A 23,909-nucleotide genomic window follows, 5' to 3' on the forward strand; every position below is an offset into this window, starting at 1 on the left:
CAAGGTGCGGTGCCTGTGAAAGCTATAGCGCGCGGGCGAAGATCAGGTCGTCGTGCCAGGTCGATCCGACAAGGAAGCGCCGCTCACCGACCACGGTTAAGCCCTGTTTGGCATAGAAACGCTGGGCACGGTGATTCCCGCCATAAACGCCGAGGAGAACGCGCCGGCACCCCTGCGCGCGCGCATCCGCGCACGCCCGCTCCATCAGCGCGGCGGCCATGCCCGTGCCGTGGGTGGGGAGCAACGCATAGATGCGCCGCAATTCGATATCGCCCGCTTCCGCCGGCACCGGCAGATCGGGCGTGGTGAGCACGGTATAGCCGAGCGGCGCGGCCCCGCGATCCGTTTCGGCGAGCGTCACCACGCTGACCGGATCGGCGATCCACGCGAGGAAGCTGGCGGGCGCGGATTTCGCGGCGACATGCGCGACGATATCCGCCCCGTCGAGAATGCCGGCGAACGCCTCAAGAAACGTCGCGCCGGCAACCAGCGAACAGGCGGCCGCGTCGGCGGCTTCCGCACGACGCAACCGCCATTCCATATCAGCCGACGATTTCTTCGGGCTTGAAGAAATAGGCGATCTCGATCGCGGCATTCTCATCCGAATCCGAACCGTGGACGGTGTTGGCCTCGATCGACTCGGCCAGTTCCTTGCGGATCGTGCCCGGCTCGGCGTTTTCCGGGTTGGTCGCGCCCATGATGTCGCGGTTGCGCTGCATGGCGTTTTCCCCTTCCAGCACCTGCACGACGACCGGGCCGGAGGTCATGAAGGAAACCAGATCGTTGAAGAACGGGCGTTCCTTGTGGACCGCGTAGAAACCCTCGGCCTGCGCCTTGCTCATCTGGATGCGCTTGGAAGCGACGACCCGCAGCCCGGCATCCTCCAGCATCTTGGTGACGGCGCCGGTCAGGTTGCGGCGGGTGGCATCGGGCTTGATGATCGAAAAGGTACGGTTCGCGGCCATGACGGTCACGGGCTCCTTCGGATGGATGATTGGCGGAAAAACTGCGCGGCGCTTAGTCGGAGGGCGCAAAAAGCGCAACAGGTCAGGCCACCTGCTCCCAGCGCCCGGCATCGTTCTGCTTCCAGTAGCGCCGCTCGACGCCCTCATGCGCCTGAAGCCCGCGCCATGCCGCGCGCGCCGCCTCGATCGTTTCCTCGTCGAAGAAATGGAACGCGCGCTCGAACGCCAGCGCCGCATCGCGCCACGCGCCGTCGACCAGCGCGACGTGTTTCGCGCCGTTCGCGGGATCGACCTCCGCCGCGATCAGCACCGGCTGCGCGCCGTCGTCGCCCGCACCGGCCTGGGCATGAGGTAGGAAACTGTCTGGCGCATAGCTCCACAGCAGGCGATCGAGCGCGATACGCTGCTGCTCGCCCGCGGCCACGATCAGCAGCCGGTTGCCGGACGCCACCACCTTCTCGGCGATTTGCGGCAACGCCCGGTCAAGCGGGGTGATCGTCAGGTGATAGAAATCGACCTGCATGGCTTTCCCGGCATCAGCTCTCGAAATTATCCGCGACGAACCGATCGAGCAGCCGCACGCCATAGCCGGTCGCGCCCTTGGCCCAGGTCGCCCCGTCCTTATCGGCCCATACCATGCCCGCGATGTCGAGATGCGCCCATTTCACACCATCCTCCACGAAACGCTGGAGGAATTGCGCCGCCGTGATCGACCCCGCGCCGCGCGGCCCGACATTCTTCATGTCGGCGATTGGGCTGTCGATCAGCTTGTTATAAGCGTCGCCAAGCGGGAAGCGCCACAATGGATCGCCGCTCGCCTTGCCCGCGCCGAGCAGCTTTTCCGCCAGCGCATCATCGTTCGCGAACAACCCGCCATGTTCGCTGCCGAGGCTGATAATCATCGCGCCGGTCAGCGTGGCGAGATCCACGATCGTTTTCACCTTGTGGGTTTTCTGCGCCCAGGTGATGCAGTCACACAGCACCAGCCGCCCTTCGGCATCGGTGTTGATGACCTCGATCGTCTGGCCGGACATCGAGGTGACGACATCGCCGGGGCGCTGCGCATTGCCGTCGGGCATGTTCTCGACCAGGCCGCAGATGCCGATGACATTGGCCTTCGCCTTGCGCATCGCCAGCGTCTTCATCGCGCCGGCGACCGCGCCAGCGCCGCCCATATCCCACTTCATGTCCTCCATCCCGGCGGCGGGCTTGATCGAGATGCCGCCGGTATCGAAGGTGACGCCCTTGCCGATCAGCGCCAGCGCCGGATCGCCCGAACCCGCGCCGTTCCAGCGCATCGCGAGCAGACGTGGCGCCCGGCGCGAGCCCTGCGACACGCCGAGTAGCGCGCCCATGCCGAGCTTCTTCATCGCCGGCTCGTCGAGCACCTCGATTTCGAGGCCGAGGCCCTGCGTTTCGGCGATGACGCGCTCGACGAAACTTTCGGGATAGAGGATGTTGGCCGGCAGGGTGACGAGCGTGCGGGTCAGCGCCAGCCCCTGCGTCACCGCGTCGCGTTCGCGCCACGCTTCCTCGCTCCCGTTCGGCGCGCCGACGATCGTCACCGTCGCAAGGGTCGGCTTCGATTTTTCCGGCAGGCGGGTGCGATATTCGTCGAACCGCCAGCCGCGCTGCGCCGCGCCGGCGGCCAGCCGCGCGGCGGCCACCGCGCTCGCGTCGCTGCCGGCGAGGTCCACCGTAACGCCCGTTGCGCCCGAGGTGATGAGCTTCGCCGTCAACGCCCCGCCCGCGCGTTCGTAAGATGCGTCGTCTCCACCGCCGACACCGAGCAGCAGCACGCGCGTGACCCCGTGGCTCTCGCCGACAAAGGCTTCCGCAACAGTCCCCGGCTCGCCTTCGAAGCGCTGCCCCGTGGCCGCGGCGGCAAGAATCGCGCGAGCGGCGGCGTCGACGCCAGGAAGCGCGAGCGCGGGCAGATCGGCCTTCTTCACGACATGGGCAACGACATCGGCATCCGCGGCGCGCGACTGGGCGAAAACGATCTTCATCTCACAATCCTCTATACCTTCATCTGGTCCCTGACCCTTCCCGCATCGGCTGGCAAGGCGTTGCAGGCGCCGCGTTGCGATGCGATAGGGCGCAAGTCCGCCGCCATTCCGGCCGCGCAGACGAAGTTGCGGGAATTGCGCGCGTTGCGTTTCGACCTTCTGGCCTGTTGCGCTCTTTCGTTCGCCCTGATGGCGGGCGCAGCCGAGGCGCAGGATCTTCAGGACCGCGCGATCGCGCCCCCGCCGCCTTCCGCGAACGCGCCACCAGGCGAGGACGATCAAATCCAGTTCAGCGCCACCGCGCTCGAATATGATTATAACGACGATATCGTCACCGCGACGGGCGACGTGCGCATGTTCCGGCAGGGGCAGCGTCTGCGGGCCGAGCGTGTCGTGTGGAATCGCAAGACCGGGCAGGTCGTGGCGAACGGCAATGTCGCCATCACCAATCCCGAAGGTGATGTGGCCTATGGCGATTCGATAGACCTGACCGATTCGCTGCGCGACGGCGTGGTCCATAACCTGCTCGTCGTGCTCGATCAGGGCGGTCGCCTCGCCGCCACACAGGGCACCCGGCACGACGACGGCTCGATCTCGCTCAATCATGCCGCCTATTCGGCATGTTCGGTGACCGATTCAGACGGCTGCCCGAAAAATCCGAGCTGGAAGATCACCGCCGTCAAGGTGCTCTACCGGCCCGATCGCGAGCGGGTTTACTACACCGGCGCGCGCGTTCACGTCTTCGGCTTCGCCAGCGTCCCGCTGCCGCGCTTTTCCCATCCGGTCGGCGATGGCAACGCCAGCGGCCTGCTCAGCCCGAACATTCGCCTCGACGGGGTGAACGGGCTGGAAATCGTCACGCCATATTATTTCGATCTGTCGCGCAACCGCTCGATCACCATCACCCCGCATGTGTTCAGCGCCGTCCTGCCGATGATGCAGGCGAATTATCAGGCGCTGGAAACCAATGGGGCGATCAGCCTCACCGGCTACATCACCGCCAGCCGGCGGAGCGACGACATTTCCGCCGGCCCCGACGCGCCCACCAGCATGGCCCTTCGCGGCTATCTGGATGGCGTGGGGCGTTTCCAGTTCGATCAAAACTGGAGCCTGTCAGGCTCGATGCGGCTGGTTACCGATCGCACCTTCCTGCGCCGCTACGACATTTCGAACGATGACCGGCTGCGCACCACGCTGGCGCTGGAGCGGGTCGATCGCGACAGCTATTTCTCGCTCGCCGGCTGGGCGGTGCAGACGATGCGCGTCGGCGATATCCAGGGCCTTCAGCCCGTTGCCCTGCCCGAACTCGATTATCGCCGCCGTATCCACGAAGAGCTGCTGGGCGGCACGGTGCAGTTGCAACTCAACACGCTGGCGATCGCCCGCGCGCAGGGACAGGATACGCAGCGTGCGTTCGCGGCGGTGCGCTGGGATCTGCGCCGTATCACCACGCTCGGCCAGGAGGTGACCTTCACCGCTTATGCCCGCGCGGACGCCTATAACACCAGCGACATCGCCGCCACCCTCGTGCCCAGCTATCGCGGGCTGGACGGTTTCCACACGCGCGGCATCGCGGCGCTCGCGGTGGACATACGCTGGCCGTTCGTCGGATCGCTGTTCGGGGGCACGCAGCGTTTCACGCCGCGCTTCCAGATCGTCGCATCGCCCCAGATCAACAATCTCGACGTGCCGAACGAGGACGCCCGCGCGGTTGATCTTGAGGATTCGAACCTGTTCGCACTCAACCGCTTCGCAGGTTACGATCGTTGGGAGGATTCGAGCCGCGCGACTTATGGCGCCGAATGGGCGCTGACGCTGCCGGGATTCACGCTCTCCACGGTGATCGGCCAGAGCTATCGCCTGAGCGATCGCCCGTCGATCCTGCCGCAGGGCACCGGGCTCAGCGATCGTTTCTCCGATATCGTCGGTCGCACCGAATTGCGCTTCCGCGATTTTGTGTCGATCATCCACCGCTATCGTGTGGACAAGGACAATTTCGCGGTTCGCCGCAATGAAATCGACGCGACGATCGGCTCGCGATCGAACTATTTCATGCTCGGCTATCTGCGCCTCAATCGAAACATCACCTCGATGGAGGATTTGCAGGATCAGGAGGAATTGCGCGTCGGCGGGCGGATCAAGCTTTCCCGCTTCTGGTCCGCCTATGGATCGACCGTGATTGATCTCACCAACAGCGCATCGGCGAGCGCCCCGATATTATCCGCGGCGACCAGCGCCAAATTCAATCCTGTCCGCCACCGGCTGGGGATCACATATGAAGATGATTGCCTGACGATCGGCGCGACCTGGCGGCGCGATTATCAAACCACCGGCGACGCGCGCGCGGGCAACAGCTATCTGTTGACGCTGGCGTTCAAGAACCTCGGGCGCTAAGCCCGCATTCAGCAAGCCTGGAGCAGACCCGCCACGCTGCGAAAAAATAGGAACCCAACCAGAGTGATGATGCGACGGAACGGGACGGCGCGGTATGGCCGTTTGATCGGGGCGATGCTGGCGGTGGCGGCGACGACCGCGGCCTTCGGCCAGCAGCAGACAGTTCAAGACCAGTCGGTGCCGGACAATAGCGGCCTGGATATCCCGGCGAACCTGCAGATTTTCGGCAAGGTAGATCCGAATATCCGCAAGGCTACCGCGATCGTCAACGATACCGTGATTACCGGGACGGACGTGGATCAGCGCGCCGCGCTCATCATGGCGGCGAACAATCTCAACCTCAAGGGCGAGGATTATGATCGCCTGCGGCTTCAGGTGCTTCGGCAACTGATCGACGAGGTGCTGGAGATTCAGCAGGCGAAAACCGCCGACGTGAAGATCAACCAGGCCGAGGTCACGCAAAGCTTCGAGCGAGTCGCGAAGAATTTCGGTAAGACGCCGGCGGAGTTCAGTGCCTTCCTGCGCGAGCGTGGCTCCTCCGATCGCTCGCTCCGGCGGCAGATCGAGGCGGAACTGGCGTGGAGCCGTTACCTGCGCCGCCGCGTCGAGCCGTTCGTCAATGTCGGCGATGTGGAGGTGAAGGCGATTCTGGCGCGGCTTGAAGCTGCAAAGGGCGCCGAGGAATATCATCTCAACGAAATCTACCTCAGCGCGACGCCGGATCGCTCCGAACAGGTTTATGCCAACGGCCGCCAGTTGATCGACGAGATTCACAAGGGGCAGGCGCCGTTCGGCTATTTCGCGCACAATTTCTCCGAAGCGTCGACGCGCGGCGTGAACGGCGATCTGGGCTGGGTGCGCGGCACGCAATTGCCCGACGTGCTGGCCGAGGCCGCCGCGCAGATGAAGGTCGGGCAGGTTGCCGGCCCGATCGCCGTGCCGGGTGGTTATTCGATATTGTTTCTGGTCGACAAGCGGCAGGTGCTCACCGCCGATCCGCGTGACGCGCGGCTCAGCCTGAAGCAGATGACGATCAAGTTCCCGCCGGGCACGACACAGGCGCAGGCCTCCGCCCGCACCGCCGAATTCGCCAATGTCACGCACAAGCTGCAGGGCTGCGGCTCGGTCGACAAGGTCGCCGCGCAGATCGGCGCCGAAGTGGTGGATAACGACACGATCCGCATCCGCGATCTGCCCGCGGCATTGCAGGAAATCATGCTTCAGTTGCAGGTCGGCCAGGCCAGTCCGCCGTTCGGCTCGCCGAGCGAGGGCGTCCGCACCCTCGTGTTGTGCGGTCGCGACGATGCGGCCAGCGGGCAACTCCCCGGTGCCGACCAGATTCAGAGCCAGCTCGAACAGCAGCGCGTGAACCTGCGCGCGCAACAGGCGTTGCGCGATCTGCGGCGGGACGCGGTGGTGGAATATCGCTGAGGGATCGACGGTGCTTCCGCTAGCGATCTCCATGGGTGACCCCGCCGGGATCGGCCCGGAGATCATTGCCAAGGCGTGGGACGCGCGCGCCGCACATGCCCTGCCCCCGTTCGTCGCGGTGGGAGACGCCCGCGCGATCGAGCGCGTGTGGCAGGGGCCGATCGCGCGCATTTCGGATATCGCTGAGGTGGCGCGCTGCTTTGCCGGCGCGCTCCCGGTGATGACCGTCGAGGATGCCGGAGAGATCGAGCCGGGCGCCCCTGATGCTGACGGCGCGCGCTGCGCGCTACATTCGCTTGAACTGGCCGTTGGCCTCGCGCGGTCCGGCGCTGCGGGCGCGCTCGTCACTGGCCCGGTTTCCAAGGCGCAGCTTTACGGGGTCGGCTTCACCCATCCGGGGCAGACCGAATTCGTCGCCGAACGCTGCGGCATCGCGGGCGCCAACGCCGTGATGATGCTCGCCGGGCCGAGCCTGCGTGTCGTGCCGATCACCACGCATGTGCCGCTCGATCGCGTCGCCGCATTGCTGACGATCGAACTGATCGTTGCAAAGGCGCGGGCCACCGCGCGCGGGCTGGCGAAGAACTTCGGGATCGCGAACGCGCGGCTGGTTTTCGCCGGCCTCAATCCCCATGCGGGCGAAGGTGGCGCGATCGGGCGGCAGGAGATTGATCTGATCGAGCCGGCGATCGCGATCCTACGCGATGAGGGGATCGACGCGCGCGGGCCGTTCGCGGCCGACACCTTGTTCCACGCCCGCGCGCGCACACAATATGACGCGGTTCTGTGTTGCTATCACGATCAGGCGCTGATCCCGTTGAAAACACTGCATTTCGATGAGGGCGTGAACATCACGCTGGGGCTGCCGATCGTCCGCACCTCGCCCGATCACGGCACCGCCTTCGCGCTTGCGGGCAAGGATCGCGCGGAGCCGGGCGCGATGATCGCCGCGATCGCCATGGCGGGAGAGGCGGCGGCGCGGCGCGCGGCCTGCCCGGCGGCGTGACCATGCTTCCGCCGCTGCGCGAGGTGATCGCGCGGCACGGCCTTTCCGCCTCCAGGGCGCTTGGGCAGAATTTCCTGTTCGACGCGCAGCTTCTCGCCCGGATCGCCGCCATTCCCGGCGATCTAGACGGTGCCGAGGTGCTGGAGGTTGGCCCCGGCCCCGGTGGCCTTACCCGCGCGCTGCTCGCGGCGGGCGCGCGCGTCACCGCGATCGAGCGCGATCGCCGCTGCCTCCCCGCGCTCGCCGAACTGGCCGACGCCTATCCGGGGCGATTGCAGGTGATCGAAGGCGATGCGCTGGAGATAGACGCACGCGCGCTGTTCGATGGCGCGCCGCATATCGTCTCGAACCTGCCGTATAATGTCGGCACCGCGCTGTTCGTCGGATGGCTTTCCGCTGCATGGCTGCCGTGGTGGCGATCGCTCACCCTGATGTTCCAGCGCGAGGTGGCGGATCGCATCGTCGCCGCGCCGGGCAGTGACGCCTACGGGCGCCTCGCCGTGCTGGCGCAATGGCGCGCGACGGCACGGATCGCGATGCCGGTGCATCGCTCGGCGTTCACGCCGCCGCCGAAGGTGATGTCCGCGGTCGTCCACCTCGTCCCGACCGAAGCACCTGAGGGCATCTCGCTCAAAACGCTTGAGCAACTGACGGCAGCCGCCTTCGGCCAGCGCCGCAAGATGCTGCGACAAAGCCTGCGCGGGGTTGCCGGCGCGCTCGATGCGCTGCTGGCGGAAGGCATCGACGCGACGCGGCGCGCCGAAACCGTGAGCGTGGCGGAATTCATCCGCGTCGCACGACGGCTCGATGAGGAACGCAAACCCGCCTGACGCGCGGACGCGTGGGATCAGTCCTTGGCCGGGACCGCCTTGGCCGGCGTCACCTGCGCGGTGGTGACCGGCGGTGGCCCCTTGGCGATCACCGCGGCGAGTTCATTCGCTTGCGGGCATTCGCCCTTGCAGACGGTGCGCAACCTGGCGAGATTCTCCTTCGCCCGCGCCATCGCGCCCTTTGCGACCAGCGCCTCGCCCTGCCCCTTCAGGGCGACGGGATCGTTCGGCTCCAGCGTCAGCGCCTCGCGATAGTAACGGATCGCCTTGCCCGAAAGCCCGCGTGTTTCCGCAACCTGCGCGAGCACGATAAACGCCTGCCGGTTACGCGGATCAACCGCCAGTGCGCTTTCCAGCGCATCGCTCGCGCCATCGAGATTGCCCGCCGCCTTGGCCGCCTTCCCCTGCGCCAGCAGCGCCATCGAGCGCGCGTCGATCTGGTCATCCGGGCGCTGGCCGTGGAGCGAGGTGGAAATCGAAACCAGCGCCAGCGAAGCGGCGACGGCAACCGACGAGAAACGCATGATTAGCTCCGGCTTCGGCACGACAGGCATCGGATTAGCATGGGGCGATCAGGCGCGCGACAAAAAAGCCGTCTGTCGCGTCATGCGCCGGTGTGAGGCGAAGCCCCGCGCCACGCGGGCGCCCTGCCGGAAGCGCGAGCGTATCGGCTGACCATCCCGGATTGCGCGCGAGGAAATCGGCCACCTGCCCCGCGCCTTCCTCATCGAGCAGCGAGCAGACGATATGCACCAGCGCCCCGCCCGGCCGAACCAGCGCGGCGCCGATATCGAGCAGCCGGCGCTGGGTTTCCTCCAGCCGCGCCAGCCGCGCCGGGGTGAGCCGCCAGCGCGCCTCGGGATTGCGCCGCCACGTGCCGGTGCCGGAACAGGGCGCGTCGATCAGCACCACATCCGCCACGCCGCGCTGATCCTCCAGCGCCGCCAGTTCGTGCCCCGGATCGAGCAGCAATGTTTCGACGATGGAAACACCCGCGCGGGCGGCGCGCGGCGCAAGCCGGTTCAGCCGCGCGCGATCGGTGTCCGCCGCGATGATGCGGCCCGTGTCGCGCATCGCGGCGGCCAGCGCGAGCGTCTTGCCGCCTGCCCCCGCGCACAGGTCCACGATCGTCATGCCCGGCTGGGCCTTTGCCGCGCCAGCGACGATCTGGCTGCCCGCGTCCTGCACCTCAAGCCGCCCGGCGAACGGCTCTACATTGGTGCCGGCGGGCAGGCGAAGCGCATCGGGCGCGCCCGCGATCCGCGTGGTTCCGGGCATTTCCGCCAGCAATTCCTCGACAGTGGCGCCCAGCGTGTTGACGCGGATGTCGAGCGGCGCGCGGGTAACCAGTGCCGCGAGTTCTTCGTCGTCGAGGTCCGCCACGCGCATCCGCTCGGCCAGCCACGCCGGTGCCGCGCCAGCGGCGGCGACCGGCTCGTCGGGGGTAATAGGCGCTGGTCCATGCGGCGAACCATCGAAGCCAGCCGCCAGAGCCGCATCGTCGGCAGCAAGCAGCAGCATCGCCGCGCGCCCCGATGCCGGGGTCTCTCCGCAAACGCGGATCGCGCCGAACACCAGTTCGCGCACCGCACGACGGTCTTTCGATCCGGCGTAGCGCCGGGTGGAGAAATAACGCTGGACGATCGTATCGGCGGCGGCCCCGCCCTCACGCGCGGCGGCGAGAACGAGATCGAGCACCTCGATCGCCGCCTGAATGCGTGCCGCGGGCGTCATCGGGCGAAGCTCAAGTCAGCGCGTCGGATAATTCGGCGCCTCACGGGTGATCGTCACGTCGTGAACGTGGCTTTCCTTCAGCCCCGCGCCCGTGATGCGCACGAACTGCGCGCGACGCTGGAAATCGGGGATCGTCGCGGAGCCGGTGTAGCCCATCGCCGCCTTGATCCCGCCGACGAGCTGATGGATCACTTCGCGCGCCGGCCCCTTGAAGGCGACCTGCCCCTCGATCCCCTCGGGCACCAGTTTGAGCTGATCCTTGATATCGCCCTGGAAATAGCGATCGGCGGAGCCGCGGCCCATCGCCCCGACACTTCCCATGCCGCGATAGGATTTATACGCACGCCCTTGATAAAGGAAAGTTTCTCCCGGCGCTTCCTCGGTGCCGGCGAGCAGCGAACCGACCATACAGGTCGATGCCCCGGCGGCTAGCGCCTTGGCGAGATCGCCCGAGGTGCGCAGCCCGCCGTCGGCGATCACCGGCACACCCGCTTTCGCGGCGGCTTCGGCGCAATCCATGACGGCGGTAAGCTGGGGGACGCCCACCCCGGCGACGATCCGCGTCGTGCAGATCGACCCCGGCCCGATGCCGACCTTGATCCCATCCGCGCCTGCATCAATCAGCGCCCGCGTCGCCTCCCCGGTCGCGACATTGCCCGCGACAACCTGTACTGCGTTCGAAAGCTTCTTCACGCGCTCCACCGCCGCCGCGACATCGCGATTATGGCCGTGCGCGGTATCAATGACGATCAGATCGCATTCCGCGTCCACCAGCGCCTCGGTCCGCGCGAAGCCCTTGTCGCCGACCGTGGTGGCGGCGGCGACGCGCAGGCGGCCCGCCGCATCCTTGGTCGCATCGGGATAGGTGACCGCTTTTTCGATATCCTTCACCGTAATCAGGCCGATGCAGCGATAATCCTCGTCAACCACCAGCAGCTTCTCGATCCGCCGCTGATGAAGCAGCCGGCGCGCTTCCTCCTGCCCGACACCGCTTTTGACCGTCGCCAGATTCTCCCGCGTCATCAGTTCGCTGACCTGCTGGCGCGGATTTTCCGCGAAGCGCACGTCGCGATTGGTGAGGATGCCGACGAGTTTCCCGCCCTTCTCCACCACGGGGATGCCGCTGATGCGGTGCTGCGCCATCAGCGCCTGCGCTTCGGCCAACGACGCATCGGGCGCGATGGTGATCGGATTGACCACCATGCCGCTTTCGAACCGCTTCACCTGCCGCACCGCCGCGACCTGCTCATCGACGGTGAGATTGCGGTGGAGCACGCCCAGGCCGCCAAGCTGCGCCATGACGATCGCCATATCGGCTTCAGTCACGGTATCCATCGCGCTGGAAAGGATCGGGATGTTGAGCGCGATGCCGCGCGTCACCTGGGTCCGCGTATCGGCTGCGCTGGGCAACACGCTCGATTCGGCGGGAACCAGAAGGACATCGTCGAAAGTGAGGCCGAGGCGGATGTCCATAAGCGTGCCGAATCCTGCATGGGGGAGAGGAAGTGGCGGGCCATGTAACCGCGTCGGCGCGGTTTCGCTAGGCCCTCGCTCGCCGCGCGGCTATGATATGCGCCATCAATCGGGAGAGGTTGAAAAAATCATGGCGATAACCGTTGCGCTCCTGCTGATCGCGCTGGTGCTTTTCTACCTCATGACGAGCATCAAGATCGTGCGGCAAGGCTATCAATATACGATCGAACATTTCGGCCGCTACACGACAACGGCGGCCCCCGGCTTCAATTTTTACCCCGCCTTCTTTTATCGCGTCGGTCGGCGGGTGAATATGATGGAGCAGGTGATTGATATTCCGGGGCAGGAGATCATCACCAAGGACAATGCGATGATCTCTACCGACGGGGTCGTGTTCTTCCAGGTGCTGGATGCGGCCAAGGCGGCCTATGAGGTCAGCGATCTGTATGTCGCGCTGCTCAATCTCGTCACCACCAACCTGCGTACCGTGATGGGGGCGATGGATCTCGATGAAACGCTTTCAAAGCGGGATGAGATCAATGCGCGGCTGCTGTCCGTCGTCGATCACGCGACCACGCCATGGGGGGTGAAGATCACGCGGGTCGAGATCAAGGATATCCGCCCGCCGCAGGATATTGTCAACGCGATGGCGCGGCAGATGAAGGCGGAGCGCGAGAAACGCGCCAATATTCTCGATGCCGAAGGCGCGCGCGCATCGGAAATCCTACGCGCCGAAGGGCAGAAGCAGGCGCGTATTCTGGAGGCGGAGGGCCGGCAGGAATCAGCGTTCCGCGATGCCGAGGCACGCGAACGCGCGGCACAGGCCGAAGCGAAGGCGACCCAACTCGTCTCCGATGCGATCGAGGCGGGGTCGAGCCAGTCGCTCAACTATTTCATCGCGCAGAAATATGTGGAGGCGGTGGGCAAATTCGCGACCTCACCCAACGCGAAGACGATCCTGTTCCCGGTCGAGGCGACGCAGTTGATCGGCACGCTGGGCGGGATCGGCGAACTGGCGAAGGAGGCGCTGGCCGATACCGTCAAACCCGCCGCCGAAACGCCGCTCGAGCGTTCTGTTCCGCGCGTGAAAGGGTCGATCGGCCAGCAATGATCGTCGATGAGATCGTGAACCATCTGGCAGCGGCGTGGATCGTCGCCGCGATCGTGCTGGGAATGGCGGAGCTTGCGATTCCCGGCGTGTTCCTGATCTTTCTCGCGATCGCGGCGGCGATCACCGGGCTCGCGCTGTTCGTCCTGCCCGATCTGCCGCTGATCGCCCAGGCCGGCAGCTTCGCGGCATGGAGCATCGTCGCGGTGACGATCGGCCGCCGCTGGTATCGTGATTATCCGCTGGAAACGACCGATCCAATGCTCAACGATCGCGCGGCGCGGATCATCGGCACGATCGTCATCATCGCCGAACCGATCATCGACGGCTCCGGGCGCGCGATACTGGGCGACGGCACGTGGCCGGCGAGCGGCCCGGATACCGCCGCCGGCACGCATATGCGGGTCATCGCCGTGGAAAACGGCGTGCTCCGCGTCGAGCCGCTCGGCTCAGCTCTTTCCGAACAGCTTGCCCGCAAGCCCCGATAACAGGCCACCCGCCCCGCCTTCGCTACCTTCGCCGCCGGCGGCACCGATCATTTCCGCGAACTGGCCAAGCGAGCCTTCGCCGCCGATATGCCCGACGATCTGTTGCAGGGTGTCGGCGGGAAGCCCGGTGCTCTGCGCCGCGCTGTCCACCGTGTCGCCCGGCTCGGTATGCGCCTGGCTGAGCGCGGTGATCGCCTGTTCGACCTGATCCTGCGACAGACCGACCTTGGTGGCGAGATTTGCCACGTCCACGTTCGATCCGAGCTGACTTAGCAGACTGTCGATAATTCCCATGGTAAACCTCGCGAAAGCAGCCCCCGGGGTGGCCGTTGTAGCAGCCACCGCCGAGGCGCGCGAGCAGGATCAGACGGTTTGCGGAACCCTGGGCGCCGATTGACGCACGCCTTCATCGACGTGATCGGCGAATTGCGCGAAATTCTCGTTGAACTGATCGACAAGCTTCGCGGCGGCGGCGTCATATTCGGCCGGATTGGCCCAGGTCGCGCGCGGATCGAGGATCGTCGCATCGACCCCCGGCACGCTCACCGGCACCTTGAAGCCGAAATTCGGATCGGTGCGGAACTCGGCATCGTTGAGGCTGCCGTCCAGCGCCGCGTTGAGCAGCGCGCGGGTCGCCTTGATCGGCATACGATTGCCGACGCCATATTTGCCGCCGGTCCAGCCCGTGTTGACCAGCCAGCAATCCACCCCGCCCCTGGCGATCCGCTCCTTGAGCAGATTGCCATAGACCGACGGATGCCGCGGCATGAACGGGGCACCAAAGCAGGTGGAGAAAGTGGCGTCCGGCTCGGTCACGCCGATCTCGGTGCCCGCGACACGCGCGGTATAGCCCGAGAGGAAATGATACATTGCCTGATCCGGCGTCATTTTCGCGATCGGCGGCAGCACGCCATAAGCGTCCGCCGTCAGCATCACGATATTCTTCGGGACGCCGCCCATATTCTCCCTGGAGGCGTTGGGAATGAAGTCGATCGGATAGGCGCCACGGCTGTTCTCGGCCAGCGTCGCGTCGTCGAGATCGAGTTCGCGCGAATCCGGGTCCATCACGACATTTTCGAGCACGGTGCCGAAGCGCTTGGTGGTCGCGAAGATTTCCGGCTCGGCCTCCGCCGAGAGGCGGATCATCTTGGCGTAGCAGCCACCCTCAAAATTGAAGACGGCGGTATCCGACCAGCCATGTTCGTCATCGCCGATCAGCGTGCGGCTGGCATCCGCCGAAAGCGTGGTCTTGCCGGTGCCCGAAAGCCCGAAGAACACGGCGGTGGAGCCATCCGCCCCCATATTCGCCGAACAATGCATCGGCATCACGCCATCCATCGGCAGCAGATAGTTGAGCAGGCCGAAGACCGATTTCTTCATCTCGCCCGCATAACGCGTGCCGCCGATCAGGATCAGCTTCTCGGTGAAATTGACCGCGATCACCGTCTCGCTGCGGCAGCCGTGGCGTGCCGGATCGGCGCGGAAGCTCGGCAGGTCGATGATCGTGTAATCCGCCTCGAACCCTTTCAGTTCCGCAGCGTCTGGCCGCACCAGCATCGTGCGGATGAACAGATTGTGCCACGCCAGTTCATTGATGACGCGGACGCGGACGCGATACGACGGCTGCGATCCGCCGAACAGATCCTGCACGTATAGATCGCTCTTGTCGCTGAGCGCCGCGAAAAAATCGGCCTTCAGCGCGGCGAAATGCGCCGGGTCCATCGCCTTGTTCGTCTTGCCCCACCACACCGTATCGGCGGTTTCGGCATCCTTGACGATGAACTTGTCCTGTGCCGAACGACCGGTGTGCTGCCCGGTTTCCACCACCAGCGGGCCATCGGCGGCAAGCCTGCCCTCGCCGCGCGTCACCGCGGCCTCGACCAATCGGGCGGTTTCAAGATTCCAGTGCAGCGTCGCGCGGGTTTCAATTCCCTGGGCTTCGAGCCCGGCTGCTGGCACACGATCACTCACAAGCACTTCCCCTAAAAACCTAAGAATTGCGCAGCTCCGCGTTCGGCGCGGTAACCCGGCCCGCATAGAATTAGAGCCCCGCGCCGTCAAACGAGCCAGGCATTGAGCCCGTGCCATCTTTGGATTACGCGCTTGTACCATGACGGCAACGATCGCGCTCGTCGACGACGACCGGAATATTCTCGCTTCGGTCTCGATCGCGCTTCAGACCGAGGGCTTCCTCACCCGCGTCTATTCGGATGGCGAAACGGCGCTGAAGGCGCTGATCGACAATCCGCCCGATCTTGCGATCTTCGATATCAAGATGCCGCGCATGGACGGATTGGAACTGCTGCGGCGGCTGCGTGAGAAAAGCCAGATTCCGGTCATCTTCCTGACAAGCAAGGACGATGAACTGGACGAAGCACTTGGCCTTGCGATGGGCGCGGACGATTATATCGCCAAGCCCTTCAGCCAGCGCCTGCTGATCGCGCGCATCCGCGCGATCCTGCGCCGCGCGGAATTGACGCAATCGCCCGAGGGCACCGAAATCGAGACGCAGGGGCCGCTTGAGCGCGGGCGGCTGGTGATGGACCCGGCGCGCCACCGCGTGACCTGGGCGGGCACGCCGGTTACGCTGACGGTCACCGAATTCCTGATCCTCGAAACGCTCGCCCAGCGCCCCGGCATCGTGCGCACCCGCAACCAATTGATGGATGCGGCATATCAGGACGACATCTACGTCGACGATCGCACGATCGATTCGCACATCAAGCGCGTGCGGCGAAAGTTTCGTGAGGTTGATTCGGAATTCGACGCTATCGAGACGCTCTATGGCGCCGGATATCGTTTCTCCGAGGAATGAGGGCAGCGATCTCGCGCTGCGCTGGTCCGGCCGGGTTTCGCTGACGCGCCGCATTCTGGCGGTCAACATCTTCGCGCTGCTGCTGCTGGCCGGCGGCTTTTTCTACCTCGATTCGTATCGCGTGCGGATTCTCGACAATCGCACCGAGCAGGCGATGCGCGAGGCGCGGCTGATCGCGGAGGCGTTGCAGACGGTGACGCCGAAATTGCGCAACCCACTGATTCTCCAGCTCGCGCAGGATACGGGCACGCGCATCCGCCTGTTCGGCCCCGATGGCGCGCTGATCGTGGACAGCCGGGCGCTGGGCAAACGCAATTTCCAGTTGCTCGATCCCGACAAGGATGATCGTGGCCAGCGGATCGCGCGCTTCCTCGATGCCGGAATCGACACAGTTGTCGGCGCGGTACGCGCACCGCTCTATCGCGATCATGCCAACGGCCTGCGCTGGCCCGACGTGCGCACCGCGCAAACCGGCCATGTCGCCGCGACCGTCTGGCGCGCGCCCGATCGCACCCCGGTGATTACCGCCGCCGCCCCGCTGCTCGATGGCGCGGCGGTGCTCACCGCGATCAACGCGCGCGATATCACCCAGACGGTGCGGGTCGAGCGCTATCGCCTCAGCCTGGTGCTACTGACGGTAACGATCGTCTCGATCCTTCTTTCACTGTTTCTGGCGCGCACGATCGTCCGCCCGCTTCGGCGGCTGGCGCGGGCGGCGGTGCGCGTGCGGCTTGGCCGCGCGCGCGAAGTGGTGGTGCCGCGGCTGCCGGCGCGCAAGGACGAGATCGGGATGCTGGCGCGCGCATTGTCTGACATGAGCCTTGCGCTGCGCGCGCGGATCGACGCGACCGAAGCCTTCGCGGCGGACGTTACGCATGAGTTGAAGAACCCGCTCGCGTCGCTGCGCTCGGCGATCGAGGGGCTCGGCCATGTCAAGGATCCGGCGCTTCAGGAAAAGCTGCTGGCGATCGTGCGGGATGACGTTCACCGGCTCGATCGCCTGATAACCGACATATCGGAGGCATCGCGGCTCGATGCGCAGCTCAGCCGCGCGAAATTCGAGCCGATCGACGTTGGCGCGATGATCGACGGCATGGTGGCGCAGCGGCGCGAACGCGGGATAGAGCGTGATATCCGCATCCGCTTCGATCGGCCCGACGACGAGCATCTCGTCATCTCAGGTGAAGGTGCGCGGCTGGAACGCGTCTTCGAAAATCTGATCGACAATGCTTTGTCCTTTTCCCCCAATGGCGGGCTGATCGCGATCGCGGCGCGGCGGATCGACGGGGCACTGGAGGTCCGCGTCGAGGACGAAGGCCCTGGCGTGCCGGAGGATGCGCGGGAGGCGATATTCCGCCGCTTCCAGTCGATCCGGCCACAAAGTGAGGCGTTTGGGCAACATTCCGGGCTTGGCCTTGCGATCGCGCGAACGATAGTCGAGGCGCATCAGGGCGCGATCAGCGTGCAGAGCCGGGAGGACCGGCTGAGCGGCGCGCGTTTCATCGTGCGATTGCCGCTGGCGGACGGAAGGGGCTGAAATGGCCGATCGCGAAACGGTTCATGCCACCACCGTCGCCATCGGCGGGTGCGCCGTCCTGCTGTTCGGCCCATCGGGGGCGGGCAAATCCGATCTGGCATTGCGGCTGATTGATCGCGGGGCCACATTGGTATCGGATGATTATACCGATCTGGTCGCCGCCGCCGATGTGCTGTTCGCCAGCCCGCCGCCGACGATCGCGGGAAAGATGGAGGTGCGCGGGGTGGGCATCGTCGAGTTGCCACATGTCGCCGCAGTCCCGGTGAGCCTGGTGGTGCGGCTGGATGCGCCCGTCGAACGCCTGCCTGAGCCGGGCACATGCACCCTTGCCGAACGCGCCATTCCAGCTATCGCGGTCAATCCGTTCGAGGCTTCGGCCCCGATCAAGATCGAACTCGTGATGCGTCGGATATCGTCGTGAACCCGCCCCCTGAAATATTACTCGTCACCGGCATGTCCGGCGCTGGCAAGTCGACCGTGCTCAAGACGCTGGAGGATCTCGGCTGGGAGGTGGTCGACAATCTGCCGCTCTCGCTGCTCGATCGCCTGCTCAACGCGCTCCCGCCCGAGGGCACGGAGGGGATGCACCGTCCGCTCGCGCTCGGTATCGGCGCGCGGACCCGCGATTTCGACGCGGCGCAAGTGGTGGCGCAGGTCGAGCGGCTGCGCGCCAAGGGCCGGTTCGAGATAGGCACGCTGTTCCTCGATTGCGACTCGGACGAGCTGGCGCGCCGTTACGATGAAACGCGCCGTCGCCACCCGCTGGCGCTGGATCGCCCCGCGCGTGACGGCATCGAGCGCGAGCGTGAACTGCTCGCCCCGCTCCGCCACTGGGCGAACCGCCTGATCGACACGGGAAAATTCAGCGCCAACACGCTGGCGCAGCAGATTCGCGCGGTCTTTTCGCGTGCCGGCGTGGGCGAAGCGATCGTATCGGTCACCTCGTTCGGTTTCGCGCGCGGATTGCCCAAGGATGCCGATCTGGTGTTCGACATGCGCTTCCTGCGAAATCCGCATTGGGATGCCGTGCTGCGCCCCGGCACCGGGCTGGACGCGGATGTCTCCGCCTATATCGCCGAAGACCCCGCATATGCCGATGCGATGCGCCAGATCGAGGATCTGTTGCTGCTGCTCGTCCCGCGTTATATCGCGGAAGGCAAATCCTATATCACCATCGCATTCGGCTGCACCGGCGGGCGGCATCGTTCGGTGCATGTGGCAGAGCGTGTGGCAGAGCGGTTGCTTAATGCCGGATTTTCGCCCACGGTCACGCATCGCGATCTTGCGGCGGCGCCGCAGGATGCGCTTGAGGGACACCCGATAGGGCAATGAACGACCTGAGTAAGCAATTGATCGGCCTGGTACTGGTTACGCACGGGCGCCTCGCCGACGAATTTGTCACCGCGATGGAGCATGTTGTCGGGCCGCAGAAGCAGGTCCGGACCGTCGCGATCGGCCCGGACGACGACATGGAGGCTCGCCGCGCCGATATCCGCGCGGCGATTGCCGCCGTGGACGCGGGACGCGGCGTGATCGTGCTGACCGATCTGTTCGGCGGCACGCCATCCAATCTCGCGATCTCGCTGATGGAGCGCGGCCGGGTGGAGGTGATCGCGGGCATCAACCTGCCGATGCTGATCCGGCTCGAATCCGCGCGCAAGGCGATGACGGTGGTGGCTGCGGTGGCCGCCGCGCGCGAGGCCGGGCGGAAATATATCTCGGTCGCGTCCGAAGTGTTGGGCGAGGCCGCTGCGTGACGGTGTCGCGCGAGGTCCAGATTACCAACCGGCGCGGGCTTCATGCGCGCGCCAGCGCCAAGTTCGTCACGCTTGCCTCCGCGCAACCGATCCAGGTGCATGTCGCCAAGGGCGCGTCGAGCGTCACCGGCACATCGATCATGGGGCTGATGATGCTGGGCGCGGCGATGGGTGACACGATCGTCATCAGCGCCGTGGGGGATTCCGCCGAGCAGGTCGTGGCCGTGATGTGCGATCTGGTCGAGGCCAAGTTCGGCGAGGATTGATGCCGCGCCAGATTACCGCCTATTCGAACCCGCTAGTGAAGCATGTCCGCGATCTGCGCGACAAGCGGCATCGCCGCATGGCGCGCCAGTTCCTCGCCGAAGGGCTGCGCATCCTCACCGAAGCGCGCGAGACCGGGCGCGTGCCGCGCCTGCTGTTCTTCGCCGCCGCCAGCGCGCGGCATCCGCTGGTGGAACGACTGGTCGCAGCGGTCGAGGCGGGCGGTGGCGAGGCGATCGAGACGACGCCGGACATTCTTTCCAAACTTTCCGGCAAGGATAATCCGCAAGCCGTGGTCGGTGTGTTCGATGAATTCGCCACCACGCTCGATTCGCTCGATCGGGCGAGCGCGGGCATCTGGCTGGTCGCCGAGCGGCTGCGCGATCCCGGCAATCTCGGCACGATCCTGCGCACCGGCGACGCGATCGGCGCGGGCGGGCTGATCCTGATCGGCGATTGCGTCGATCCATTCTCGGTCGAGGCGGTGCGCGCGAGCATGGGCGCGTTGTTCACCGTGCCGGTCGTGCGCTGCGGCTGGGAAGATTTCATCGCCTGGCTGCGTGGCGGCCCCGGCACGCTCGTCGGGCTCAGCCTCCAGACCGAGCATGATTATCGCGCGCCGGCCTATCCCGCGCCCACCTTCCTGCTCACCGGGAACGAGGCGCAGGGGCTGCCCGATGGTTATGAAGCGGCGTGCGATCTGCTGGTGAAGCTGCCGATGCTGGGCAAGGCGGACAGCCTCAACGCGGCGGTGGCGACAGCGGTGATGGCCTATCAGGTGCTCGCCAGCCAGCGTGGATAGCGGCTTGCGCGAGACAGTTTGTTGCCGCTATCGCCATACCGAGTTTTTGAATTGAACGGGATGAGGGCATGAAGCGCTTCGAGGGCACCCAGAGCTACGTCGCGACCGAGGATCTGAAGGTCGCGGTCAACGCCGCGGTCATGCTCCGCCGTCCGTTGCTGGTGAAGGGGGAGCCAGGCACCGGCAAGACCGTGCTCGCCTATGAGATCGCCAAGGCGACCGGCGCGCCGCTGATCGAGTGGAACGTGAAATCCACCACCAAGGCGCAGCAGGGCCTGTACGAATATGACGCGGTGGCCCGGCTGCGGGACGGTCAGCTTGGCGACGAGCGCGTCCACGATATCGCGAACTATATCCGCAAGGGCAAATTGTGGGAGGCGTTCACCTCGTCGCAACTGCCCGTGCTGCTGATCGACGAGATCGACAAGGCGGATATCGAATTTCCGAACGACCTGCTTCAGGAACTCGATCGGATGGAATTCCACGTTTACGAAACGAAGGAAACGATCCGCGCGGCGGAACGCCCGATCGTCGTCATCACCTCGAATAACGAAAAGGAACTGCCCGACGCATTCCTGCGCCGCTGCTTCTTCCATTATATCAAATTCCCCGATCGCGACACGATGCAGGCGATCGTCGATGTCCATTTCCCCGGCATCCAGAAGATGCTCGTCTCCAAGGCGATGGATATCTTCTACGAGGTGCGCGAGGTGCCGGGGCTGAAGAAGAAGCCGTCGACCAGCGAATTGCTCGATTGGCTCAAGCTGCTGCTCCATGAGGACATGCCGCTCGACGTGCTGCAGAATCGCGATCCGACCAAGGCGATCCCGCCGCTGCATGGCGCATTGCTCAAGAACGAGCAGGACGTGATGCTGTTCGAGCGGCTCGCGTTCATGGCCAAGCGTCAGGGCAACCGCCCCTGAGGCCAGGCGACGAAGCGAGCCGGTGGCGCGACGACGAACGCGAATGCTAACTATTTGTTAACCAGATAGGGCAACCATTCCGCCATCAGTGCAAGCTGAGGGTGCGGCGTGGTGTTCAGGCGATTTTCCCTTGGCCTTATCGGCCTAGCAACGGCGGTGTCGGCGATTCCCGCATCCGCGGCGCTGCTCGATTATGTCGGGCAATGCGTGCCGTTCGCGCGCGAGGCTTCGGGCATCCGGATTTTCGGCGATGCCTGGACATGGTGGGATCAGGCCGATGGCCGCTATCCGCGCGGGCATCGCCCGAAGGTGGGCGCGGTCATCGCCTTCACGAAGCAATCCCGCTTGCCGCTGGGGCATGTGGCGGTGGTCAGCCGCGTGGTGGAACGCCGCGTGCTGATGCTGACCCATGCCAACTGGTCCCGCGTCGATGGCGCGCGCGGCCATGCCGAACAGGATGTGACGCTTTACGACGTATCGCCCGATAATGACTGGAGCGAGGTGAAGGTCTGGTATCGCGATTCGCAAGGCCTCGGCAGCACGGTCTACAGCGTCAACGGCTTCATCTACGCGCCGGGACGCCCCTCCCCTGAACTCACCTCCAGCAATCCCGATTATGTCGGCGCGCTGATCGACGCTTATGTGCCCGATGCGGGCCGCGCCACGCGCTAGGATTCGCGCTCGGCCAAGAAATGTTTCGCCTCCGGTCGCAAATTGCGCGATGAAACCGGGCGTGTTCATCGCACGTTTCGTCGTCATCCCCCATGAACGCGGTAACCGTCGACGTGACGGCAACGGAGATAGAAGATGATAAAGCATCTCAAGGGTCGCGGTGTGCTTTTGGCCGCAATCGCGACGGCAGGGCTGGTCGTCAGCGGCTGCGCGACCGAGACAACCTATCGCCCGGCGACCGGCAAGGGCTTCTACCGCACCGGCTATAGCGACCAGCAGATCGAATCGAATCGCTGGCTGGTGACCTTCGCGGGCAACACCGTGACCGATCGTGACACGGTTGAACGGTATCTGCTTTATCGCGCGGCCGAACTGACGCTTCAGAACGGCTATGATTATTTCGTCATGGTCGATCGCACCACCGATCGTCAGGCGCAGACCTATGCCACCCCCGGTCCGCGCTTCGGCATGGGCGGATGGTGGGGGCCGTCATGGCGCTATTACGGGCGCGGTTTCGGCTGGCGCGCGTGGGATCCGTGGTTCGGCGATCCGTTCTGGGGCGACAATGTCGATATCCGCACGGTCGATCGCTACGAGGCGTCGGCGGAAATCATCATGCGCAAGGGCACGCCCGCGCGCGACGAGGTGCGCGCGTTCAACGCACGCGATGTCGCCGATCGGATCGGGCCGACGGTGGTGCTGCCCAAGCCCTGATCCGGCTTGAGGCGACAAACACGAAGGGCGGCGGATCACCACGATCCGCCGCCCCTTTTTCGTTCATCGACAGTAACTGTCGGGCCGGGCAGGCCGCGCGCGGCCCGCCCCCTTCACCCTGGCCTCACACCGCGCCGTGGCAGTGCTTGTATTTGCGCCCGGAGCCGCACGGGCACGCCGCATTGCGGCTCACCACGCCCTTCCAGCCTTCGGGATCCTCGCCGATCTCGGCTGCGGTCGGCTGCGGGATTTGCAGCGGCGGAAGCTGGCTGGTGATGAGCCCGAGCGAACCCGCGTCGATATCCGCGGAATTATCCTCGCCCGAAAACGGATCGAAATGCGTGGTGATGAAATCGGGCAGTTCGGGCAGTTGGGGCGGCGCCTGCATCCGGAATTGCGCATAAGCGATCGTGCGCGTCACGTCCTCGCGGATGCTTTCGAGCATCCGCTGGAACAGCGCGAACGCCTCCTGCTTATATTCGTTGATCGGCGTTTTCTGCGCATAGGCGCGCAGGTGGACGACCTGGCGCAACGCATCCAGCGTCGCCAGATGTTCCTTCCAGTGATGATCGAGATTCTGGAGCAGGATTGATTTTTCCACCTGGGTCCAGGTCTCGGGCTCCAGATCGGCGGCCTTCGCGGCCACCGCCGCATCCGCCTCGGCCTGAACGCGCTCCGTCACGACTTCGGGGTCGATCGATTCCTCGGTCAGCCAACTATCAATCGCGGGCTCGATGTTGAGCAGTTCGGCGACGCGCTCCTTCATGCCGGCCACGTCCCACTGCTCCGGATAGGAATGCGGCGGGCAGGCTTCGCCGACGATCGTATTCACCGTCTCGGCGCGCATATCGTCCACCACGTCGCCGACCGTCTCTGCGTCCATGATGTCGCTGCGCTGTTCGTAGATCACCTTGCGCTGATCGTTCATCACATCGTCATATTCGACGACCTGCTTGCGGATGTCGTAGTTGCGCGCCTCGACCTTCT

General features: G+C 65.3%; 26 protein-coding genes. 16 read left to right on the forward strand and 10 right to left on the reverse strand.

All coding sequences use genetic code 11. The features are described from left to right. Positions 1-22: 22 nt before the first annotated feature. The 4 genes from Q0316_RS08645 to Q0316_RS08660 all read right to left on the reverse strand — a co-directional run bounded on the left by Q0316_RS08645 (position 23) and on the right by Q0316_RS08660 (position 2,974). Entirely contained in the window at positions 23-529 is a 507-nt protein-coding gene (locus tag Q0316_RS08645) for a GNAT family N-acetyltransferase (protein ID WP_367179667.1), read from the reverse strand. 13 nt (positions 530-542) lie between these two features. Further along, complete coding sequence (gene ndk, locus Q0316_RS08650) at positions 543-965, reverse strand: nucleoside-diphosphate kinase (RefSeq protein WP_298671386.1); 423 nt, start codon at positions 963-965, stop codon at positions 543-545. A gap of 82 nt (positions 966-1,047) precedes the next feature. Continuing rightward, positions 1,048-1,488: a DNA polymerase III subunit chi gene (locus Q0316_RS08655; protein ID WP_298671348.1), complete on the reverse strand. Its 441-nt coding sequence runs from the start codon at positions 1,486-1,488 to the stop codon at positions 1,048-1,050. Positions 1,489-1,501: 13 nt separating this feature from the next. Next, positions 1,502-2,974, reverse strand: a complete 1,473-nt coding sequence (locus Q0316_RS08660; RefSeq protein WP_298671349.1) for a leucyl aminopeptidase — start codon at positions 2,972-2,974, stop codon at positions 1,502-1,504. 189 nt (positions 2,975-3,163) lie between these two features. On the opposite strand from Q0316_RS08660, the gene Q0316_RS08665 reads away from it, so the two are divergent. From Q0316_RS08665 to rsmA, 4 genes are all read left to right on the forward strand, one after another. Then, positions 3,164-5,368 carry an LPS assembly protein LptD gene (locus Q0316_RS08665; RefSeq protein ID WP_298671387.1) on the forward strand — a complete coding sequence of 735 codons (2,205 nt, stop codon included), beginning with the start codon at positions 3,164-3,166 and terminating at the stop codon, positions 5,366-5,368. A 66-nt stretch (positions 5,369-5,434) separates the two neighbouring features. Beyond that, positions 5,435-6,799: a peptidylprolyl isomerase gene (locus tag Q0316_RS08670; protein ID WP_298671350.1), complete on the forward strand. Its 1,365-nt coding sequence runs from the start codon at positions 5,435-5,437 to the stop codon at positions 6,797-6,799. Next, a complete protein-coding gene (gene pdxA, locus Q0316_RS08675; RefSeq protein WP_298671389.1) occupies positions 6,792-7,805 on the forward strand; it encodes a 4-hydroxythreonine-4-phosphate dehydrogenase PdxA in 1,014 nt (337 codons plus the stop codon). Before Q0316_RS08670 ends, pdxA begins: the two co-directional genes overlap by 8 nt. A gap of 2 nt (positions 7,806-7,807) precedes the next feature. Continuing rightward, a complete protein-coding gene (rsmA, locus tag Q0316_RS08680; protein ID WP_298671392.1) occupies positions 7,808-8,635 on the forward strand; it encodes a 16S rRNA (adenine(1518)-N(6)/adenine(1519)-N(6))-dimethyltransferase RsmA in 828 nt (275 codons plus the stop codon). A gap of 17 nt (positions 8,636-8,652) precedes the next feature. Here the strand turns inward: rsmA and Q0316_RS08685 are convergent, their stop codons facing one another. From Q0316_RS08685 to guaB, 3 genes are read right to left on the reverse strand one after another with little or no spacing between them, the layout of a single operon-like run. After that, entirely contained in the window at positions 8,653-9,159 is a 507-nt protein-coding gene (locus Q0316_RS08685; RefSeq protein ID WP_298671394.1) for a tetratricopeptide repeat protein, read from the reverse strand. A 34-nt stretch (positions 9,160-9,193) separates the two neighbouring features. After that, complete coding sequence (locus Q0316_RS08690) at positions 9,194-10,369, reverse strand: RsmB/NOP family class I SAM-dependent RNA methyltransferase (RefSeq protein WP_298671352.1); 1,176 nt, start codon at positions 10,367-10,369, stop codon at positions 9,194-9,196. Between the two features lie 15 nt (positions 10,370-10,384). Next, on the reverse strand, positions 10,385-11,842 hold the full coding sequence (guaB, locus tag Q0316_RS08695) for an IMP dehydrogenase (RefSeq protein ID WP_298671353.1): 1,458 nt from the start codon (positions 11,840-11,842) through the stop codon (positions 10,385-10,387). A gap of 130 nt (positions 11,843-11,972) precedes the next feature. On the opposite strand from guaB, the gene Q0316_RS08700 reads away from it, so the two are divergent. Both Q0316_RS08700 and Q0316_RS08705 read left to right on the forward strand, forming a co-directional pair. Next, entirely contained in the window at positions 11,973-12,953 is a 981-nt protein-coding gene (locus Q0316_RS08700) for an SPFH domain-containing protein (protein WP_298671354.1), read from the forward strand. Beyond that, positions 12,950-13,438: an NfeD family protein gene (locus Q0316_RS08705; RefSeq protein ID WP_298671356.1), complete on the forward strand. Its 489-nt coding sequence runs from the start codon at positions 12,950-12,952 to the stop codon at positions 13,436-13,438. The genes Q0316_RS08700 and Q0316_RS08705 overlap by 4 nt, the downstream gene beginning before the upstream one ends. Here the strand turns inward: Q0316_RS08705 and Q0316_RS08710 are convergent. Together Q0316_RS08710 and Q0316_RS08715 are read right to left on the reverse strand one after the other, a co-directional pair. After that, positions 13,400-13,732: a hypothetical protein gene (locus Q0316_RS08710; protein WP_298671358.1), complete on the reverse strand. Its 333-nt coding sequence runs from the start codon at positions 13,730-13,732 to the stop codon at positions 13,400-13,402. The two genes, Q0316_RS08705 and Q0316_RS08710, sit on opposite strands and share 39 nt — an antisense overlap. Before the next feature lie 69 nt (positions 13,733-13,801). Beyond that, a complete protein-coding gene (locus tag Q0316_RS08715; RefSeq protein ID WP_298671360.1) occupies positions 13,802-15,409 on the reverse strand; it encodes a phosphoenolpyruvate carboxykinase in 1,608 nt (535 codons plus the stop codon). 139 nt (positions 15,410-15,548) lie between these two features. Between Q0316_RS08715 and Q0316_RS08720 the strand changes: the two genes are divergently transcribed. From Q0316_RS08720 to Q0316_RS08765, 10 genes are all read left to right on the forward strand, one after another. Further along, complete coding sequence (locus Q0316_RS08720; RefSeq protein ID WP_298671362.1) at positions 15,549-16,253, forward strand: response regulator transcription factor; 705 nt, start codon at positions 15,549-15,551, stop codon at positions 16,251-16,253. Next, complete coding sequence (locus Q0316_RS08725; protein ID WP_298671363.1) at positions 16,222-17,790, forward strand: stimulus-sensing domain-containing protein; 1,569 nt, start codon at positions 16,222-16,224, stop codon at positions 17,788-17,790. The genes Q0316_RS08720 and Q0316_RS08725 overlap by 32 nt, the downstream gene beginning before the upstream one ends. A gap of 1 nt (position 17,791) precedes the next feature. Further along, complete coding sequence (locus Q0316_RS08730) at positions 17,792-18,211, forward strand: aldolase (RefSeq protein ID WP_298671365.1); 420 nt, start codon at positions 17,792-17,794, stop codon at positions 18,209-18,211. Next, positions 18,208-19,122 carry an RNase adapter RapZ gene (gene rapZ / locus Q0316_RS08735; protein WP_298671368.1) on the forward strand — a complete coding sequence of 305 codons (915 nt, stop codon included), beginning with the start codon at positions 18,208-18,210 and terminating at the stop codon, positions 19,120-19,122. The genes Q0316_RS08730 and rapZ overlap by 4 nt, the downstream gene beginning before the upstream one ends. A 17-nt stretch (positions 19,123-19,139) precedes the next feature. Beyond that, positions 19,140-19,547 (forward strand): PTS sugar transporter subunit IIA, encoded by a 408-nt coding sequence (locus Q0316_RS08740; protein WP_298671395.1) that lies wholly within the window; start codon positions 19,140-19,142, stop codon positions 19,545-19,547. Then, positions 19,544-19,813: an HPr family phosphocarrier protein gene (locus Q0316_RS08745; protein WP_298671370.1), complete on the forward strand. Its 270-nt coding sequence runs from the start codon at positions 19,544-19,546 to the stop codon at positions 19,811-19,813. Before Q0316_RS08740 ends, Q0316_RS08745 begins: the two co-directional genes overlap by 4 nt. Next, complete coding sequence (locus Q0316_RS08750; RefSeq protein ID WP_298671373.1) at positions 19,813-20,613, forward strand: RNA methyltransferase; 801 nt, start codon at positions 19,813-19,815, stop codon at positions 20,611-20,613. The genes Q0316_RS08745 and Q0316_RS08750 overlap by 1 nt, the downstream gene beginning before the upstream one ends. Before the next feature lie 68 nt (positions 20,614-20,681). Next, a complete protein-coding gene (locus tag Q0316_RS08755) occupies positions 20,682-21,536 on the forward strand; it encodes a MoxR family ATPase (RefSeq protein ID WP_298671376.1) in 855 nt (284 codons plus the stop codon). 156 nt (positions 21,537-21,692) lie between these two features. Next, positions 21,693-22,208, forward strand: coding sequence for a CHAP domain-containing protein (locus tag Q0316_RS08760; RefSeq protein WP_298671378.1), 516 nt, complete (start codon positions 21,693-21,695; stop codon positions 22,206-22,208). 135 nt (positions 22,209-22,343) lie between these two features. Then, on the forward strand, positions 22,344-22,922 hold the full coding sequence (locus Q0316_RS08765) for a hypothetical protein (protein WP_298671381.1): 579 nt from the start codon (positions 22,344-22,346) through the stop codon (positions 22,920-22,922). Between the two features lie 124 nt (positions 22,923-23,046). Here the strand turns inward: Q0316_RS08765 and Q0316_RS08770 are convergent. Beyond that, the coding region (locus Q0316_RS08770; protein ID WP_298671384.1) for an SEC-C metal-binding domain-containing protein at positions 23,047-23,909 on the reverse strand (863 nt) is incomplete at its 5' end.

Origin of the sequence: uncultured Sphingomonas sp., assembly GCF_937871615.1 — a bacterium.
Taxonomy (GTDB): Bacteria; Pseudomonadota; Alphaproteobacteria; order Sphingomonadales; family Sphingomonadaceae; genus Sphingomonas.